This is a genomic window from Mycobacterium sp. E2733 (assembly GCF_001667585.1).
In the GTDB taxonomy this organism is placed as follows: Bacteria; Actinomycetota; Actinomycetes; order Mycobacteriales; family Mycobacteriaceae; genus Mycobacterium.
In genome coordinates this window covers 182,095-198,289 of record NZ_LZJZ01000021.1, presented here as the reverse complement: position 1 = coordinate 198,289, position 16,195 = coordinate 182,095, and the positions used below count along the sequence as shown (strand labels likewise).

Sequence of the window (16,195 nt, the reverse complement as noted above, 5' to 3'; positions counted from 1 at the left end):
ACGTCAGATCGCGATCACTGCGAACTATCCGGCGCGATCGGAAGACCCGGGCATACCTCGATGTAGTCGATGCCGGGCGAGACCCACTGGCGCCACTGCTGATGGCTCATGTTCGTGGTGAATTTGGCGCAGAGCTCGTCTCGCCATGCTGCCGGTCCCGGCCACAGCCGCAGCGTCTTGTCGCCGCTGGCGGAGGTGATGCGCCGCCCGTCGGGGCTAAACGTCACGACGTTCACCGGTTCGGTGTGGCCGGTGAGCGGGTTGCCGACGGGTTGGCCGGTCGTGACGTCCCAGATCCGCAGGGTTTTGTCGGTGCTGCCGGAGACGATGCGTTTGCCGTCGGGGCTGAACGCCACGCTGGTCACCGCACCGGTGTGGCCGGTGAGCGGGCCGCCGATGGGTTGGCCGGTGCCGGCGTCCCAGATCCGCAGCGTGGAGTCGCGGTTGCCGGAGACGATGCGCCGCCCGTCGGGGCTGAACGCCACCCTGAGCACGTCGCCGGTGCCAATGAGCGGGCCGCCGCTGGGCTGGCCGCTGGTCGCGTCCCAGATCCGCAGCGTCTTGTCATCGCTGCCGGAGACGATGCGCTCTCCGTCCGGGCTGAACGCCACAGTGTTCACGGTGCCGGTGTGGCCGGTGAGCGGGGCACCGATGGGCTGGACGCTGCCCGCGTCCCAGATCCGCAGCGTCTTGTCCTCGCTGCCAGAGACGATGCGCCTTCCGTCGGGGCTGAACGCCACACCCCACACCCAGCCGGTGTGGCCAGTGAGCGGGCCCCCGATGGGCTGGCCGGTAGTGGCGTCCCAGAGCCGCACCATGTTGTCGGTACCGCCGGAGACGATGCGCCGCCCGTCGGGGCTGAACGCCACATGGAGCACCCCGCTGATGTTGCCGTGGGGCTCGTTGGGGTCGTCGGGCGGCGGGCCGGTGATTTGCTGGCCGCTGCCCGTGTCCCAGATCCGCACCATGTTGTCGCGGCTGCCGGCGGCGATGCGCCGCCTGTCGGGACTGAAGGCATCACCGATGAACCCGACGGTCAGCGGTGCGTCGGCAGCCGGGTCCCACTCGCGTACTGTGCCGTCAACTTGCAGGGAAACGATGCGCTGCCCGTCCGGGCTGAACGCCGCGCTCGACAGCATGGAAAGTCTGGTGAGCGGGGTGCCGATGGTTTCGCCGGTGGCCGCGTCCCAGAGCCGCACCGTCTTGTCGTCGCTGGCGGAGACGATGCGTTTGCCGTCGGGGCTGAACGCCACGCTGTCCACTGCGCCGGTGTGGCCGGTGAGCGGGTTGCCGATGGGCTGTCCGGTGGCGGCGTCCCAGATCCGAAGCGTCTTATCGCTGCTGCCGGAGACGATCCGTTTGCCGTCGGGGCTGAACGCCGCACTGTTCACTCCGGCGGTGTGGCCGGTGAGCGGGTTGCCGATCGCGTGTCCGGTGGCGGCGTCCCAGAGCCGCAGTGTGGTGTCGGCACTGGCGGACACGATGCGCCGCCCGTCGGGGCTGAATGCCATGGTGAGCACCTGGCGGGTGTGGCCGGTGAGCGGGGCGCCGATCGGTTGGCCGGTGGCGGCGTCCCAGAGCCGCAGTGTGTCGCCGCTGCGGGAGACGATGTGCGTGCCATCGGGGCTAAACGCCACACCTCCCACCCAGCCGGTGCCGTTGGTGAGCGGGGCGCCGATCGGGTGGCCGGTGGCCGCTTCCCACACCCGCGGCGTGTGGTCGTCGCCGCTGATGGTGACGATGCGGCGCCTGTCCGGGCTCAGCACCGCGAATAATGGTTTGGTTGCGGCGATTTGCCCGGTCTTGTCGATAAGGGTGATTTTGAGCATCGGTCGGCGCGCCATCACGGCGTTCAGCAGCGCGCCCTCGGCATACTCGGGTGCGAGCGCGTATCCGGCCAGCAGTTCCTGGAGCGCGCGAACATCCCCGCCGGCCCGGGTACCGCCGAGCATGGACTGGGCTTGCGCCACCAGCCGCAGCGCCGTGGCTTCACGCAGACGTGCGGTGGATTGTTTTTGAGCGCTATCGGCCCGCACGTAATAGAAGGCTGCCGCGATCGTGGCGATCACCGTGGTGACCGCCAGCACGGCGATGAGGACCCGCGACCGGTTAACGCCGCGCCGGCGCATGGTTCTGGTCTCCTGGGTGGCCGCCTTACCTACCATTCGTACTCCTTTTTAATCGGAAGTCCCGGGCAGGCTTCGATGTAGTCGATATCGGGCGATACCCAGGTCTGCCAGAGCCGGCGGCTCATATTGGTGGATAGCTTGGCGCACAATGCCGATGCCGCGTCCGGATAGTTGAGCCACAACCGCACGGTCCCGTCCTCACTGCCAGATACGAGGAACTTTCCGTCGGGGCTAAATGCCACGCCCGTTACGTCCGCCGTGGAGCCCGTGAGCGGAGCGCCGACGGGTTGTTCGGTGTCGGCATCCCACAGCCACACGGTGCGATCCCACGTATTAGAGGCGATCCGCTTGCCGTCGGGGCTGAACGCCACGCTCATGTCGGGTCTGAGCAGGCCCGGATAACTGGTCAACGCTTCCGCCGTCATCGGCCGGCCGATGGGTTTGCCGGTGGCCGCGTCCCATAAGCGCACCGTGTTGCCTCCGACGAGAACCTCGCCAGAGGCGATCCGCTTGCCGTCGGGGCTGAACACCACGTTCTCGACGCCCCTCGTATCCGGGCCAGAGATCTGCATCGGACCGGCGATTTGTCGGCGGGTCGCCACGTCCCACGCCCGCACGCCGTCCTGACTGCCGGACGCGATCCGCGTGCCGTCCGGGCTGAACGCAACGCCTTTCACGTCGGAACTGTGGCCGGTCATGGGATCACCGATTTGTTGGCCGGTCGCCACGTCCCACAGCCGCACGGTCTTGTCGTCACTGCCCGTGGCGATCCGTGTGCCGTCCGGACTGATCGCAACGCTGCGCACCTCCCAGTCCCGGATCGGGGCGCCAGCGGGCTGGGCGGTGGCCACGTCCAACACCTGTACTTTTCCTTCACCCCGCGCGGCGATTCGCTTGCCATCGCGGCTCAACGCCACGAATCCCCCGTATCCGGTAATCGGGGCGCCGACGGGTTGGCCGGTGACGGGGTCCCACCGCGAGATGCCGTCACCGCCGGAGGCGATCCACGTGCCGTCGGGACTGACCGCCACACTGACGTTCTCTACGTTGCCTGGCCAAAGTGGAGTCCAGCCGGCCGGGGACAGCGCCTGGCCAACCAGTGGGCCGGGCTCGGCACTCCACAGGCGGACGGTCCTATCCCCGCCGCCGGAGGCGACCCGCTTGCCGTCGGGACTGAACGCCACGGTCCCGATCGTCCATCGGTGGCCGACCAGTGGGCGGCCGACGGGCTGGCCGGTGTCGGCATTCCACAGCCGCACGGTTTTGTCCTCACCGCCGGAGGCGATCCGCGTGCCGTCGGGACTGAACGCCACGGCGTACACGCTCCCTGTGTGGCCGGTCATCGGTGGGCCGACAGCATGGCTCGCGTCAGCGGTCCACAACTGTATGGTGCCCTCGCCGTTGCCGGAGGCGATCCGTTTGCCCTCGGGGCCGAACGCCACGCTGTGCACCGAGCCCCCGGTCATTTGCTGACCGACGGGTTGGCCGGTGGCCGCATCCCAGACCCGCACTGTCTTGTCCCCGCTGCCAGAGACGATCCGGCTACCGTCGGGACTGAAAGCCACGGCGGCGACCGTGTCCTGGTGCCCCGCCAGCCACTTACCGGCGGGTCGGCCGGTGTTCAAATCCCAGATCTGAATGGTGCCGTCCTTCCTGCCGCAGGCGATCCGCGCGTTGTCCGGGCTCAACGCCACGCTGGACACGATGCCGATCAGCTTCAATGGGTCGCCGATCGGATGGCCGGTCTCGGCGTCCAATATCTGCGCGGTGTCCCGACGCAGGGCGACAGCCCGCGTACCGTCCGGGCTGAGGACCACGGTTCGGACACCGTCGAGTCGTGTCTGCTCGCCGATTGGCTGGCCGGTTTCGGCATTCCAGAGAGACATGCCTTGGTCATCGCCTGCGGCAATCCGCCGCCCATCGCGGCTGAATGCGACGCCGGTGATTGAACTGGGTCGCTCGAAGGATGTCTCGATGATCTTCAGGGCCCGGTAGTTGTCTTGCAGCACACTGCGCAAGGGACCGTCGTCAGCGGTTTGCGAAAGTCGCTCCGCCGCGACCAGTCCTTGAAAGGCGGTGACGTCCGACCCAGGCCGGGTACGGGCCAGGATCGACTGAGCTTCGGCGACCAGGCGAAGGCCGGTGGCCTGGCGAAGATTCCGATCGGCCGCTCGCTTGGCCTGGAATGCCATGGCGAACCCGACCGCGGCGGCGACCAGGGCGATAACGGCGGTCAGCGCGAGTGCGGCTACGAGCACCCGTGGGCGCTGAGGCTGAGCCACCGCGGCCGGATGTTCGGCATCCGGTTCTTCACCGTCGGCGTGGGGTCCGGTCATGTCTTCCACCGAGAGCTCCTTTGCAGCAACACCTTTGCAGTTTCAAGGCATCATCTGGGAGTCGGCTCGTGCCCAGCGATCCTCCGGCACAATCGGCCGGGATTAGGCGCCGTCGCCAACGCCCAATCCTGGCTACTCAGTGTCAGTGGTCGAAGAATTATCTAGATAGTGCCTTTGGACCCATAATCAGCCCCCCATTGCCCTAACACGGAAAATAGCGCCGACATTCACGCAAGCCGGCCTAATGCGTGCAGATCAGGAGTGGTCTCGCGCACGCCGAACCGTGCCGAGGCGAACGACCCTGGATGCGAAAAGGCGGTTGCTGCCTTCGATGGATGCGCGATAATCTGCCTGTGGCACAAGACTTTTTATCAAGACTTTTTATCAAGCGCGGACCCGGCCGCTGACCTGTTCGGCATGTTGCCGCCGGGGTATAGCGCAGGCGCGTGCCATCGGGTCGAGGGGCCGTTCAACGAACCCAACGACCTGGCAATGGTGGAATATTCCGGAAATTCGCTGCCCAACGGCCCAACAGATGCGCGCCACACATTGCTCAGCGATGTTGGGGCGCTGAATAACTCATTCGCGGACATCTACCGTGACACACACCATTTCAGGGCTGTGACGTGCCCCGGAATGACCGCCAGCCCGGCTACGTGGACAGGACAAAACGGCAAGGCCGGCTCGATCGCGTGTGGCACCGTCGAGGGTGACATTTATGCCGTGATGTGGACGAACGACTCCGGCCCACTCCTCGCCCTTGCCACTGGGGGGATCCGATCTCAACCACCTGCCCGAACCCGACGTCAACGGCCTGTCGCAATGGTGGTCCAGCTTCGTATTGCACGCTTGAGCGCCCAGCAGCGGAGCTGTGGATTTGTGTATCGCGGGGGGCGCAAAACCTCTGACACAGTTGCAACTTGGGCTCGGCGGATCACTCGTTCGGCAATGGCGACCACCGGCGGCCGGCCGAAGCCGTTCCACTAACTCGCCGTCCGATCAAAGTTTTGGTGATGGGCGCCCGTGCCGGGTGGCGCAGGTGGCGGCTAGAACAACGCTGGATCGGCGAGGACCGCTGCCGCGGGCACATCGCCTGTCCGTGTCACCTAAAGCGGGGTCCGATCGACCTTTCCCTGATTGCCGCACGGGACCCTTCGCTCACATGTTGACCGGTACGTCGTAGAGGTTCATATGGGAGCCGTCATTCATGCTCACTTCCCAGAGGATGACGTGGCCGAAGCCATGCTGTTGCTTCGTGAAGGGGGAGGTGAACTTGAAGTTGTACCACTGCCCCCACGCCTGATCCGTCGCGGTTGTGAAGCCGTGATTGAGCTCTGCGCCGTCCGGTGCGTTGACCGAGTAGGACACCGTTCCCTCAAAAACGTTGGCGAATCCCGAAACCTCCACCGGTGACGCGACGGATTCCCCGGGAACCGGAGATTCGACGAGGATCTTGGGTGTCACAGCCTCCAGGTCGGCACGTTTCAGCTCCGCGGCTCCCTCAAGGGTTTTTCCATCGATCGTGATGCTCACCCCATGGACGTCATCGAACTGCGTCAGTGTGAAGACCACCTCGGCGACGCGTGGTTGCGTCTTAACCGCCGGCAGCGTGGTGGCGCCGCCCGACGGAAAGTCGCTGGACAAGTCGACCGTGGCGGTGCCGTTGGCGACGCTGAGGCTGAGCAGCTTAGTCCCGTTCGGAATCGCCGACGACATGCCGATGCTCCGTTCGAAGTCGTCTGGCCCCGCCAGAAGCCCTTGCATCGCTTGCTCTTTGATGTTGGGGGCGGGCGCCTTGCGGCCGGCGACCGCTACCTTGCCCGCCCGCATGAAGTAGAGCCGCATCGAGGTGTCCGGACCAGCGACGGATGTGGTCGCCGGTGCCGTCGAAGTCGCGGTGGTTTTCGACGTCGTCGCGGCCGGTCGCTCGCGCTTGCCGCACGCGTTTCCAACGAGCAGCAAGCTGAGGGCCGAAAGTACACAGATTCCGCGCTTCATGGGCTGAGGGTGCCAGCGGGTATTTTGATGCAAAAGGGGCGGATGGCCCTTAACGGCCTCTCTTTTCTGCCTCTCGCTCGGCGCGCGGACCTGCGTATCGAGGAAATTCCTCTCCAGCTGACCCGCGATCGCGTCGTGCCAGCCCACCGTTCTGCGATGGCGTTCCACTGCGGTCAGCGCATGAAAAACTCGTGGTTTAAAAATCGCATGTGTTGGGCACACAGCGCCATGACCGCACGTCACCTCTCCCGTTTCCTTGCGTCTGCGGCAGTCGGGGTATCGGGCGTCAGCGCTTCGGTCCTTGCTGCTGCATTACCGGCTGCCTCCGCCGGTCCGTGTCCGGACGTCCAAGTGCTGTTCGCCCGCGGCACCGATGACCCGCCGGGTCTTGGTCCGACGGGGCAGGCGTTTATCGACTCCCTGCGCCCACGCGTCGGCGCGAGTTCCTTCGACGTCTATCCGGTCAACTACCCCGCCACCCATGACTGGACGAACGCGGGCGAGGAAGGCATCAGAGACGCCAGCGCGCATGTCGTTTCAATGGTGCACGACTGCCCGAACACCAAGATGGTGCTCGGCGGCTATTCCCAAGGCGCTGCCGTGATGGGCTTCGTCACCTCGGCTGCCGTACCGCCCGGGATCGATCCGGCGACCGTACCCAAACCGTTGGACCCCGAGGTGGCCAACCACGTTTCCTCGGTTGTGCTCTTCGCACTGCCGAGCGACAAGGCGATGAACTTCTTCGGCGAGCCGCCGGTCGTCATCGGTCCGCTCTATCAGGCCAAGACCATCCAAGTATGCGCGCAGGGCGATCCGATCTGCTCTGACGGAATGAATTTCGCCGCACATGACAACTACTCGACCAACACGGCGATGATCGACCAGGGGGCGGCGTTTGCCGCCAGTCGTCTGGGCGGCGGTTCCGGCGGACCGGCTGGCGCGGTCCCTGGGGGGCCGCCGAGCCCCGCCGGGTTCCCAGGCGCTCCCAGTTGATTTCAGCTGGCCGTTAGCCGGCCTCGTAGGCGGTTTCACTTTGTGGCCGCCCCATGCGTGGTTTGAGGCCAAGGCGCACAGATCATTTCGCATCTTCGGTCGATCGGAGGCGGCGTCACGGCGTCGGCCCGAGCATAATCGGGTTGTGGACTCACGCGGTGGCGTTGGAGCGCATTTTCGCCGGTTACATCAGGACGGGTGTTTTCTCATCCCGAATCCGTGGGACGCCGGGTCGGCAATCGCGCTGGCAAAGCTTGGCTTCCCCGCGCTGGCCACCACGAGCGCCGGGCTGTGCTTCGCACGCGGTCTGCCGGACACGGTGGCCGCGCTCTCCGTCGACGAGGCACTCGACAACATCGCCGAAATAGTGGCTGCGGTCAGCGTGCCCGTCAACGCCGACTTCCAGGCCGGGTACGCCTCCGATGCCGGCGAGCTCGCGCGCAATGTGGAGCGCTGCGTGACCACTGGCGTAGCCGGGCTTTCGATCGAAGACGGCACGGGCGTCGCCGACACGCCGCTTTTCGAACTGGCCGAGGCCACCGATCGCGTCCGCGCTGCGCGTTCGGCGATCGACGACTCGGGCGCCGACGTCATCCTGACCGGCCGTGCGGAATGCCTCCTCTACGGGCACCCCGATCCCCTCGCCGAGGCCGTCCGGCGGCTGCAGGCTTACGCCGAGGCGGGAGCTGAGGTGCTCTTCGCGCCGGGGATCCGTACCAAACAGGACATCGCGATGCTCATTGACGCCGTTGCGCCGTATCCGGTCAACGTTCTGATGTCGTCGGACACGGGGCTGACGGTGACGGACCTTGCGCAGCTAGGCGTGCGACGGATCAGCGTTGGCTCGGCTTTCAGTCGGGTCGCGTGGGGTGCGTTCCTGGCTGCCGCGCGGAAGCTGGTTGAGGACGGGTCCTTTGAGGGACTAACCGGAGCCGCGAGCTTCGACGAGCTGAACTCGCTGTTCACCGATTAGCGCCTCGCCGAGTAGCTACCGCGCTTTCCGGAGATCGCCGAGCGAATTCGTCAGTCCACCATCCAGCCGGATCTGCACAGCCGCCACCGCGACCATCACCCCCGCGGTCACCAGGTGTACCACCGCGTCGGTGACATTGTTGGGAAAGGTGAAGACAAAGGCCACCTGATGCGAGAAGAACGCCCAAATGCCCGGCAGCGCACCGGGTATCGCGGCGAGCAGCAGATAGAGCACGGCCCACCTTTTGCGGATCGCGAACACCAGACCTGGAGCGAATAGCGCGAGACCGGCGACGGCGTGCCAGCCGTTGTAGTCCATTCCGAGGAGTTGGACGGTCGGCGCGGCGGGGCCGGTCGCGAAACTGGGATTGATGATGAGGCCGATCACCGCCTGAATGACATGAAAAGCGCAAATGATCAGCAGCCCGATCTGGGCGAAACTCCACCTCACGTTGCACCCCCTTGTGCGCGGCGGGATACCGGGATACTACGCGTTGTAGTAGGCCGTGGTCAACGAGGACGGCAGCCGAGCGGTCAATGGCTGGATCGCGGCTACGCCGTGCTATTTCGTTCGATCCACTGAGTAAGCGCGTCCTCGACCGCGGTCGCGACGTCCACGCCGGCACGGTTGGCGGTTTCCTCAAACCGCTCGACCAACTCGGTGCGGACCGAGGCGCCCAACTTGGTGCGCGCTGGTTTTGGTTTCGGCGGCAGCTCTACGGGCACGTGTCGCGCCACGGATGCGTCAATGATTTCGCGAAGCGCCGGCATCTCGTCGAGCAATCTGGCGAGATCAGCGCGTTCGATGCGCAAGACCTCGGCCGGCCCGATCGTTGTAACGGTCGCAGACCGCAGTCTCCCACGGTGGAGCGCCGATTCGCCGATCACCTCGCCAGGGCCCAGCACGGCGACGCGGTCCCTCCCGACGTATACGCCCACCTCACCGCTGAGCAGGATGTAGCAGGCGTCCGACGGCGTCTGCTCATGAATCAGCGGCAAAGGAGCCGACGTCGAAGTGCGATGAGCTGCTCGGGCGAGACGCTGCAGGTCGGCATCCGAGAAGTCATTGAAGGTGGCGTACTGGCGTAACCGGCGAGCGTCTTCCTCATATTGCTTCGCATCGGCCTTCATAGCGGACTCCTGACGTGCGATGTGACGCTACATCGAGGAGCGTAACGCGGATTTGCGATACAGATGGCAGAAGATCCCGACGAAATCTCCCAGCCGGCCCGGCGACAGAACCGGATGCGGTGATTGCGACGCCGGCGACCGGCTGTAGTCAGTTCCGACCGGGGAGCCTCATCACCGCGCGCACGACGGGAACCAGCGACTTCTGCCACAGTGTTCCCGGAATGCCAAGGGGTGGATCGAGATTGAACACGCGAGCGGTCGCGATCGTTTGCGACTCGGTGTACTTCAGCAGACCCTCCGGACCGTGTCGGCGGCCGACTCCGGACTGCCCCATCCCGCCCATCGGCGCGCTGAGGCTGCCCCATGCGAATGCGTAACCCTCGTTGACATTCACCGTGCCCGACCGCAGCCGGGCGGCGATTTGCTCGCCCTCCGCCGAGGAACCGGCCCATACGCTGGCGTTGAGCCCGTACTCGGTGGCGTTGGCCTTCTCGACGGCTTCGTCCACGTCGGCGACGGGGTAGATCGACACGACCGGCCCGAACGTCTCGTTGGCCGCACACTCCATCTCCGGCGTGACGTCGGCCAGCACCGTGGGCTCGTAGAACAGCGGCCCGATGTCGGGCCGTGCCTTGCCGCCCGCAATCACCTTGGCGCCCTTGGCTTTAGCGTCGTCCACGTGGTCAGTCACCGTGTCCAGCTGACCCGCGGAGATCAGGCTGCCCATGTCGACCGAGAAGTCATACGCGGTGCCCAGCTTCATGTTTCGGACCGCGGCGCCGAACTTGCCGGTGAACTCCTCGGCAATGTCCTTCTCGACGTAAATCCGCTCAATCGAGATGCACAACTGGCCCGCGTTCGAGAAGCACGCGCGGGTGGCCGCCCTGGCAGCCTTGTCGAGGTTGGCCCCGCGCGTCACGATCATCGCGTTCTTGCCCCCGAGCTCGGCCGAGAAACCGATCAGCCGGCGGCCCGCGTGTTCGGCGAGTTGCCTGCCGGTGGCGGTCGAGCCGGTGAACATCAAGTAGTCGCAGTTGTCGATGATTGCGGTGCCGACCACCGAGCCCGGGCCGGGCACGACCGCGTAGAGCGCTCGCGGCAGGCCGGCCTTGTACAAAAGCTCGGCACACGCGAGCGCGCAATACGGGGTCTGGCTGTCCGGCTTGAGCACCACCGCATTACCCGCCAGCAGCGCCGGGACCGAGTCGGACGCCGTCAGCGTCATGGGGTAGTTCCACGGTGAGATCACCCCGACCACGCCTTTGGGCTGGTAGGCGACCGTTGTCTTGCCGATCCCGGGGAGCAGCGCCTGCACTGTCCGGGGCTTGAGCAGGTCCGCCGATACGCGAACGTAGTAATTCGCATTCGCCATCAGATCGACGATCTCCTCCTGCGCGGCCCATCGGGCCTTGCCCGCCTCCGCTTGCAGGAGATCCATCAGGAACTCGCGGTTCTCGACGACCAGGTCGCGGTAGCGGCTGATGACGTCGATGCGCTCGGAGACCGGGCGGTTCGCCCAGTCGACCTGAGCCGCCCGCGCCTCAGCGAATGCGGCTTCGACGTCTTCAGCCGTGGCGACGGAGATCGTGGTCAAAGGCTTGCCCGTGAACACCTCGTCGATCGTCTTGGTCTCGCGTGCGGCGGCGTCTTTGATCGCGGCGAGCTGACGCAGGCGGTCGAAGACGTCGGCTGACGGTGCAGACATGTCGCTTCCTCTCGCAGAAGTCCAGGACACCAGACTATCCGCCCGAGATTGCCCGATGTTCCCGTGCTCGCGCGCGAAGCAGTGGAAAGGCGCCGTCACATTCGTCCATAAGCGACCGCCATCATGAGAAAGAGCACCGCCAGCAGAAGGAACATCATCGCCAACGGGTCGATTACTTCGAACAGCATGCCGGCACCATCGTTGTCGGGCTCAAGGCGCCAGGAACTGCAGGCTTCGCGGCCGGCATCAGTTCATGCCGGCGAGGTGGACGCCGTATGGCACCGCGTCCAGGAGCGTGACGGTGAGCCCGACGCCGCTGGGCGGCACGTACCTGCGCTGCTCACCGGGACGCGCCCCCGTGATGGCCGCGCCCAGCGGGGAATGAACCGAATACACCTCCACGCCGCCGTACTCGGCGCCGCGCGCGCCCAGCAGGAAGGTCTCGATGTCTCCGGTGTCGTCGTAGCGGACGGTCAAGACCATGCCGGGTTCGGCGACCCCGTCGTCGGGCGGATCCTCGCCGACGACGGCGTTGAGCAGCAGGTCATGGATCCGTTGAATCCGCAGCCGCCATGCGCGCTGGACAGCGGCCGCGCTCTCATCGGCGTCTTCGCCAAACACGTTGCCGCCACACAACTCTCGCAGGTCAGCCAGTTCCTGCTGGAGCCGCACGTAGGCCTGCGGCGTAAGCCACGCGGGCTGCACGCTAGTCATGGTCGTTCCCCTTTCCGTCAATGGTGGTCAATGGCTGCCGGTCCAGGACGCCGTTCCCGCGCGTTCGATGGACGCAATCGCTGCGGGCTTGCGCATCTCGTGATGCGGCCCGGTACGGAACGGCCTTGAGCATGGTCACGAGCCGCCCGGTGTCATGCGGAATCGCATAGATGCGTTGCTCGCCGGGGCGAGCGCCGGCGATGCACCGGCCCAGCGGCGACGCCATCGAGTACACCTTGATGTCGGCGCTTTCGGCGCCCCGCCGGCCGAGCAGCAGCGTTTCTGTTTCACCGCTGGCGTCGTGGCGAATGGTCACCACCATGCCCGGGCCCGCGATCCGTTCGCGTGCGGGATCGTCACGCACTACGGCCGTGGCCAGCAGGTCCTCGATCTCGCGAATGCGTTTTCGTCGTGCCGCGGGTCGCGTGCAGCGGTGCCCGCCGTAATCCATGGCGTCGTCGGGGACTTCGATGCTGCGCCGGGAGCGCAGCGCGGCGAGCTCGTCCTGCAGTCGGCGCCGGTGCTGCGGCGTGATAGAGACAGGTGCGCATCTGGTCATTGCGTTATTTCCTTCATCGAGTAGGGGTGTCGTCAGGGACGGGCCGGCGGGTGGCAGCCGTCCCTGACGACGCGGAGCCCGTGGGGGGCAAGCGTGCGTCGGAGTCATCGTGCGGGCGCGCCACGGGCGGTAAAGCCCGGGGGCGGCTCCGCGGTTGGACGCGGAAAAGATCAGATGCGGTGTCGGCCAATGCGATACGCTGCGTTCCGCCGCTCACCGCACACCTCCGCTTGTGGATTCCGAACTGCTACTTCCATGGTGGCCCGCGCGGGCGCCAAGGCGCTTGCCCGAAATGGACAACGCCGGCTTACGCCGTTGTTCGGAGCCGACAACGCGATTTGCCACGAACCCGCGCGGAACAACCTCAGTACCCGCAGGGGCTGCTGCGGGTACCGGGTGCCCGATCGCTGGTGGTGGTCCTCAGCTCACCGTTGCCCGACGAAGCGGTCGAAGTCGCGCTGCCAGCGGGTGTAACGGGCTCGGTCGAGGGCGTGCCGGGCGCCGGCGAAGGACGCGGCTACCGCGAGGCTTACGGCACTCCAGATCGCGAAGGCGATGGTGACCGCCGCGGTGCGGGGCGATACATTCGGCCGGGTCAAGGGCGAACCCTGGGCATCGACCCAGATCTCGACCTCGTCACCGACTTTGGCCGCGGGGGGTGCGGCGATGTCTCCAGCGCGCTCTGCCCCGGCGAAATCCCATCGGGCGGGCATCTGGACCGTCCGGCTGTCAAATTTCCTAGGGGAGTGGCTGTCCCCCATGACCGTCGCGGTCACCGGGCTGCGAGTTTGCACCTGCTCCGCGTAAACGCGGCTCCGCGAGTCATAGACCGCGGTGCCGACGGCAGCGGCGATCGGTACGGTGAACAGCGACACCGCGAGGGCGAGCACCAGGAGCAGCGCCTCAACCCGGTCGCTTGCCCGTAGCAGTGGGTTGCGGCCGAACAGCCGAGAGAACAGCTTTCGCGGCAGCGGCACGGTGAACGTCTCCAGCACGGCAGGATCCTCGGCTCTGCGCGGGCACGGCGGTCGATCATCGTGACGCGGGGCAGTCATCGGATGTCCTATCGAGGGATTGGGAAGGCCGTAAGTTGTTCACCTCAATGGTGGCGCGCACAGTTGCCGCATGGCTTGCCGAAGTCCGACAATGGCGCCGCCGCCGGTTGTCGGATTCTGACAGCGTCGACTCAATCGATATCGGTGGCCGCGAGTTCGATCATCATGGCCAGCCGCTTCCTGGCGTCATCCAGTGGGAGATTGGTGATTTCGGCCATCTTGCGGAGCCGGTAACGCACCGTGTTTTCGTGTACTCCTAGACGGTCACCGGCTTCGGCCGGGTCGCCCAGCGCCCCTAGCCACGCCCGCAGCGTGGCGAGGTAGTCGGTTCCATGAGCGCGGTCGTGGCGTCCCAGCTCGGCCACGGGTCCACGAGTCGGAGACCGGCCGGCTCGCGCCGCCGTCCGTAACCGCTGGAGCAGGATGTCGTCCCACGATTCGTCGTAGGCGGGGGGCGCGGATGCGGGCGACGCCTCGTGTAACGCCAGGCATTCGTCGGCCTCCTGACGCGCAGCGGCCAGATCGGTCACCGCGGCCGGCCCGCTGACACCGGCCAACAAAGCCACCCCTTCGGGCAGGGCCGCTCCGAGACCGGTGACCCAGTGGCGCGCCACCGAGGCCTGCTCTGCGGGCAGCACGGTGTAGATGGTGTTGCCTGCCAAGGCGCTGCGACCGGGACGCGACCAGCCGAAGCCGGCGGTGGCGCGTTCGAACGCCAACAGCAGGGCGGCGTCGCGTTTGGCGCCGACGGACGCCTGCAGCGCGATCACCCGCAAACCGCTCTGCGGCAGGCCGAGCTTGCTTGCCGCCGTGGCGGAGTCAGCGCTGCCTTCCAGTAACCGGATCACCAGTTCGGATTCGACCTGACGCTCGAGGTCGGCGCTGGCCTGGGACCGCAGCAGGTGTAGGCCCACCGTCTGCGCGCCCTCGGCCAAGGCGTCCCTCCGCGTTTCCTCCAGCGGATCGGAGCAGGCCACCCACACCGACCCCATCAGTTCTCGGCCGGAGCGCACCGCCGCGACCATGCGCCCGGTCACGCCGGACTCCGCATCGCCCTCGACGAACAACGGTTCGTCCGAGTTCGTCAGATGGGCGAATACGCCACGGGCATCGAACAGGGCGCGCAGCCGATCCGGAGTCTGTCGGCCCAGGATGGTCTCGACCTGGGCCGGGTCGGCGTGTTGCTGGAGCCGTGAATAAGCGAGCACGCGCAACAGCGCATCGTGAATGACAACGGCGTTGCCGACCGTGTCCGCCAGGCTGTCGGCCAGTGCGAACAGATCGGTCGGGCCTCGACCGGCCGCGGTTTCGCGGCCCTCCAGCACCAGCCCGTAGATGACGGCGGCGGCCTCGCTCCACGACAGCGTCTCGTCGACCAGCATCACCGCGCCGACCCCAGCGTCCTCATTCGACGTCATCGGTTCGCCGTCGTCGCGCGCCAATACCAGGACCGCGTGCGCCGCGCTCGCCCAGCGGACCGCCTCGCTGACCGAAGCGGCGCCGATCGCCAGCAAGACGTCACCGGTCACGGCACGCTCGCCCTCGCGTAGGGCCACGCTGCGCAGTTCGGTGGACCTGGGCACCGATGACCAGGCCAGCCGGACCCCATAACCACCCAGCACGTTCACCAAGCGGTCCAAAGTGATCACGAGCGCTCCCAACCCGGCCGAGAAACGAGACGCAGATGCCTTTTTATCTTCCCGCGGTCAGGACTTGTATTTGTCGAATTTCCTCGCGCCCGATGCAGCCGGGCTTGGCGCGTGCGCTGGTGTCACCGATGTTCAAGGCGAGCGGCTGCGCCCGATCAACGACGCGCGCATCGGGCGCATCGTCTGCGTCAGCTCACTGGGCGCTCGGGGGATGGTCGATCTCCACCAGCTTGAGGGCGATCTGCTCCACCCGGGCATTGGTGTCTTGCGAAAGCTTCACCAGCAGTTCGAACGCGCCCGCTGCGTCGATGTCGAATCGCTCCATCAGCATGCCCTTGGCTTGGCCGATCGTGTCTCGCGTTTCGATTGCGCGCCGCAGCTGCCGGTTCTCGGCGACCACCGCCTGCAGGCGTTCACCGAGGCGGGCACACTCCGCCGCGTTGATCGCCTCGAGCGTATGGAGGACTTGGGCCGGGGTCCAGGAGCCACCCTGACCGGCCACGCGCGCCATCTCCGCTAGCATTTGCTTGCTTTCCGAAACCTCTTCGACGCGGTGAGCCACGCCGACCAACTCGCCGTGGTCGACCAGGGGAGCGTTGGTGGGGCACCACACCTTCGGCACGAACTGATCGGGCGAAACCGGGTCGCGGACGTCGTAACGCTGTATCCGCATGTCATGCGCGTCGCGGGTGCGCATCACGGTCTCCAAAGACGCGGCGAGGTTCGCCGTGCCGTTCGCCTGGGGATCGTTGGGATTGTCGGGAAACGCGTCGAAGAGGAACTGCCCGGGCAGCTCGCCAGGCTCCCGCAAGGTGACCTGCTCGTATGCGACGCTCGCCGCCCTAATTCGCAGGTCACGATCCAGGAGCAGGAATGAGACCCCCGACGAGCTTCGGTCCATCTCGTGGGCTATCACCTCGAACCGGTGTTGGCTCTCCACAATCCAACCACTAC

The 16,195-nt window shown here is 66.3% G+C and carries 13 protein-coding genes; 2 read left to right on the top strand and 11 right to left on the bottom strand.

The genetic code is table 11. The features are described from left to right. Positions 1 to 14: 14 nt before the first annotated feature. The 3 genes from A5678_RS04925 to A5678_RS04915 form a co-directional block, all read right to left on the bottom strand. Positions 15 to 2,165: a WD40 repeat domain-containing protein gene (locus A5678_RS04925; RefSeq protein ID WP_068039264.1), complete on the bottom strand. Its 2,151-nt coding sequence runs from the start codon at positions 2,163 to 2,165 to the stop codon at positions 15 to 17. Continuing rightward, the gene (locus A5678_RS04920; RefSeq protein WP_068039261.1) at positions 2,159 to 4,465 is read right to left on the bottom strand and encodes a WD40 repeat domain-containing protein; all 2,307 of its coding nucleotides are present in this window, start codon (positions 4,463 to 4,465) and stop codon (positions 2,159 to 2,161) included. Before A5678_RS04920 ends, A5678_RS04925 begins: the two co-directional genes overlap by 7 nt. 1,158 nt (positions 4,466 to 5,623) lie before the next feature. Beyond that, complete coding sequence (locus A5678_RS04915) at positions 5,624 to 6,631, bottom strand: GerMN domain-containing protein (RefSeq protein WP_156746755.1); 1,008 nt, start codon at positions 6,629 to 6,631, stop codon at positions 5,624 to 5,626. 60 nt (positions 6,632 to 6,691) lie between these two features. On the opposite strand from A5678_RS04915, the gene A5678_RS04910 reads away from it, so the two are divergent. Together A5678_RS04910 and A5678_RS04905 are read left to right on the top strand one after the other, a co-directional pair. Continuing rightward, positions 6,692 to 7,456 (top strand): cutinase family protein, encoded by a 765-nt coding sequence (locus A5678_RS04910; protein ID WP_068039256.1) that lies wholly within the window; start codon positions 6,692 to 6,694, stop codon positions 7,454 to 7,456. Positions 7,457 to 7,601: 145 nt separating this feature from the next. Continuing rightward, positions 7,602 to 8,429 (top strand): isocitrate lyase/phosphoenolpyruvate mutase family protein, encoded by an 828-nt coding sequence (locus A5678_RS04905; protein WP_068039253.1) that lies wholly within the window; start codon positions 7,602 to 7,604, stop codon positions 8,427 to 8,429. A gap of 15 nt (positions 8,430 to 8,444) precedes the next feature. Here A5678_RS04905 and A5678_RS04900 read toward each other — a convergent pair whose 3' ends face one another. The 8 genes from A5678_RS04900 to A5678_RS04865 form a co-directional block, all read right to left on the bottom strand. Next, entirely contained in the window at positions 8,445 to 8,879 is a 435-nt protein-coding gene (locus A5678_RS04900) for a DUF4383 domain-containing protein (protein ID WP_068039250.1), read from the bottom strand. Positions 8,880 to 8,980: 101 nt separating this feature from the next. Then, positions 8,981 to 9,559, bottom strand: coding sequence for a cyclic nucleotide-binding domain-containing protein (locus A5678_RS04895; protein ID WP_068039247.1), 579 nt, complete (start codon positions 9,557 to 9,559; stop codon positions 8,981 to 8,983). Positions 9,560 to 9,707: 148 nt separating this feature from the next. After that, positions 9,708 to 11,264, bottom strand: coding sequence for a succinic semialdehyde dehydrogenase (locus A5678_RS04890; protein ID WP_068039244.1), 1,557 nt, complete (start codon positions 11,262 to 11,264; stop codon positions 9,708 to 9,710). A 246-nt stretch (positions 11,265 to 11,510) separates the two neighbouring features. Next, on the bottom strand, positions 11,511 to 11,978 hold the full coding sequence (locus tag A5678_RS04885) for a GreA/GreB family elongation factor (protein ID WP_068039241.1): 468 nt from the start codon (positions 11,976 to 11,978) through the stop codon (positions 11,511 to 11,513). After that, on the bottom strand, positions 11,971 to 12,537 hold the full coding sequence (locus tag A5678_RS04880; protein ID WP_156746754.1) for a GreA/GreB family elongation factor: 567 nt from the start codon (positions 12,535 to 12,537) through the stop codon (positions 11,971 to 11,973). The genes A5678_RS04885 and A5678_RS04880 overlap by 8 nt, the downstream gene beginning before the upstream one ends. Before the next feature lie 425 nt (positions 12,538 to 12,962). Next, positions 12,963 to 13,532 (bottom strand): hypothetical protein, encoded by a 570-nt coding sequence (locus A5678_RS04875; protein ID WP_231983574.1) that lies wholly within the window; start codon positions 13,530 to 13,532, stop codon positions 12,963 to 12,965. Positions 13,533 to 13,723: 191 nt separating this feature from the next. Continuing rightward, positions 13,724 to 15,241: a CdaR family transcriptional regulator gene (locus A5678_RS04870; RefSeq protein ID WP_068039235.1), complete on the bottom strand. Its 1,518-nt coding sequence runs from the start codon at positions 15,239 to 15,241 to the stop codon at positions 13,724 to 13,726. A 193-nt stretch (positions 15,242 to 15,434) separates the two neighbouring features. Next, positions 15,435 to 16,181 (bottom strand): ANTAR domain-containing protein, encoded by a 747-nt coding sequence (locus A5678_RS04865; protein WP_068039232.1) that lies wholly within the window; start codon positions 16,179 to 16,181, stop codon positions 15,435 to 15,437. Between the last annotated feature and the right edge of the window lie 14 nt (positions 16,182 to 16,195).

Coding starts and splice junctions, on each gene's coding strand:
- A5678_RS04885 (WP_068039241.1), bottom strand. CDS start 11,978: ATGACTAGCGTGCAGCCCGCGTGGCTTACGCCGCAGGCCTACGTGCGG.
- A5678_RS04890 (WP_068039244.1), bottom strand. CDS start 11,264: ATGTCTGCACCGTCAGCCGACGTCTTCGACCGCCTGCGTCAGCTCGCC.
- A5678_RS04910 (WP_068039256.1), top strand. CDS start 6,692: ATGACCGCACGTCACCTCTCCCGTTTCCTTGCGTCTGCGGCAGTCGGG.
- A5678_RS04925 (WP_068039264.1), bottom strand. CDS start 2,165: ATGGTAGGTAAGGCGGCCACCCAGGAGACCAGAACCATGCGCCGGCGC.
- A5678_RS04880 (WP_156746754.1), bottom strand. CDS start 12,537: ATGACCAGATGCGCACCTGTCTCTATCACGCCGCAGCACCGGCGCCGA.
- A5678_RS04895 (WP_068039247.1), bottom strand. CDS start 9,559: ATGAAGGCCGATGCGAAGCAATATGAGGAAGACGCTCGCCGGTTACGC.
- A5678_RS04920 (WP_068039261.1), bottom strand. CDS start 4,465: ATGACCGGACCCCACGCCGACGGTGAAGAACCGGATGCCGAACATCCG.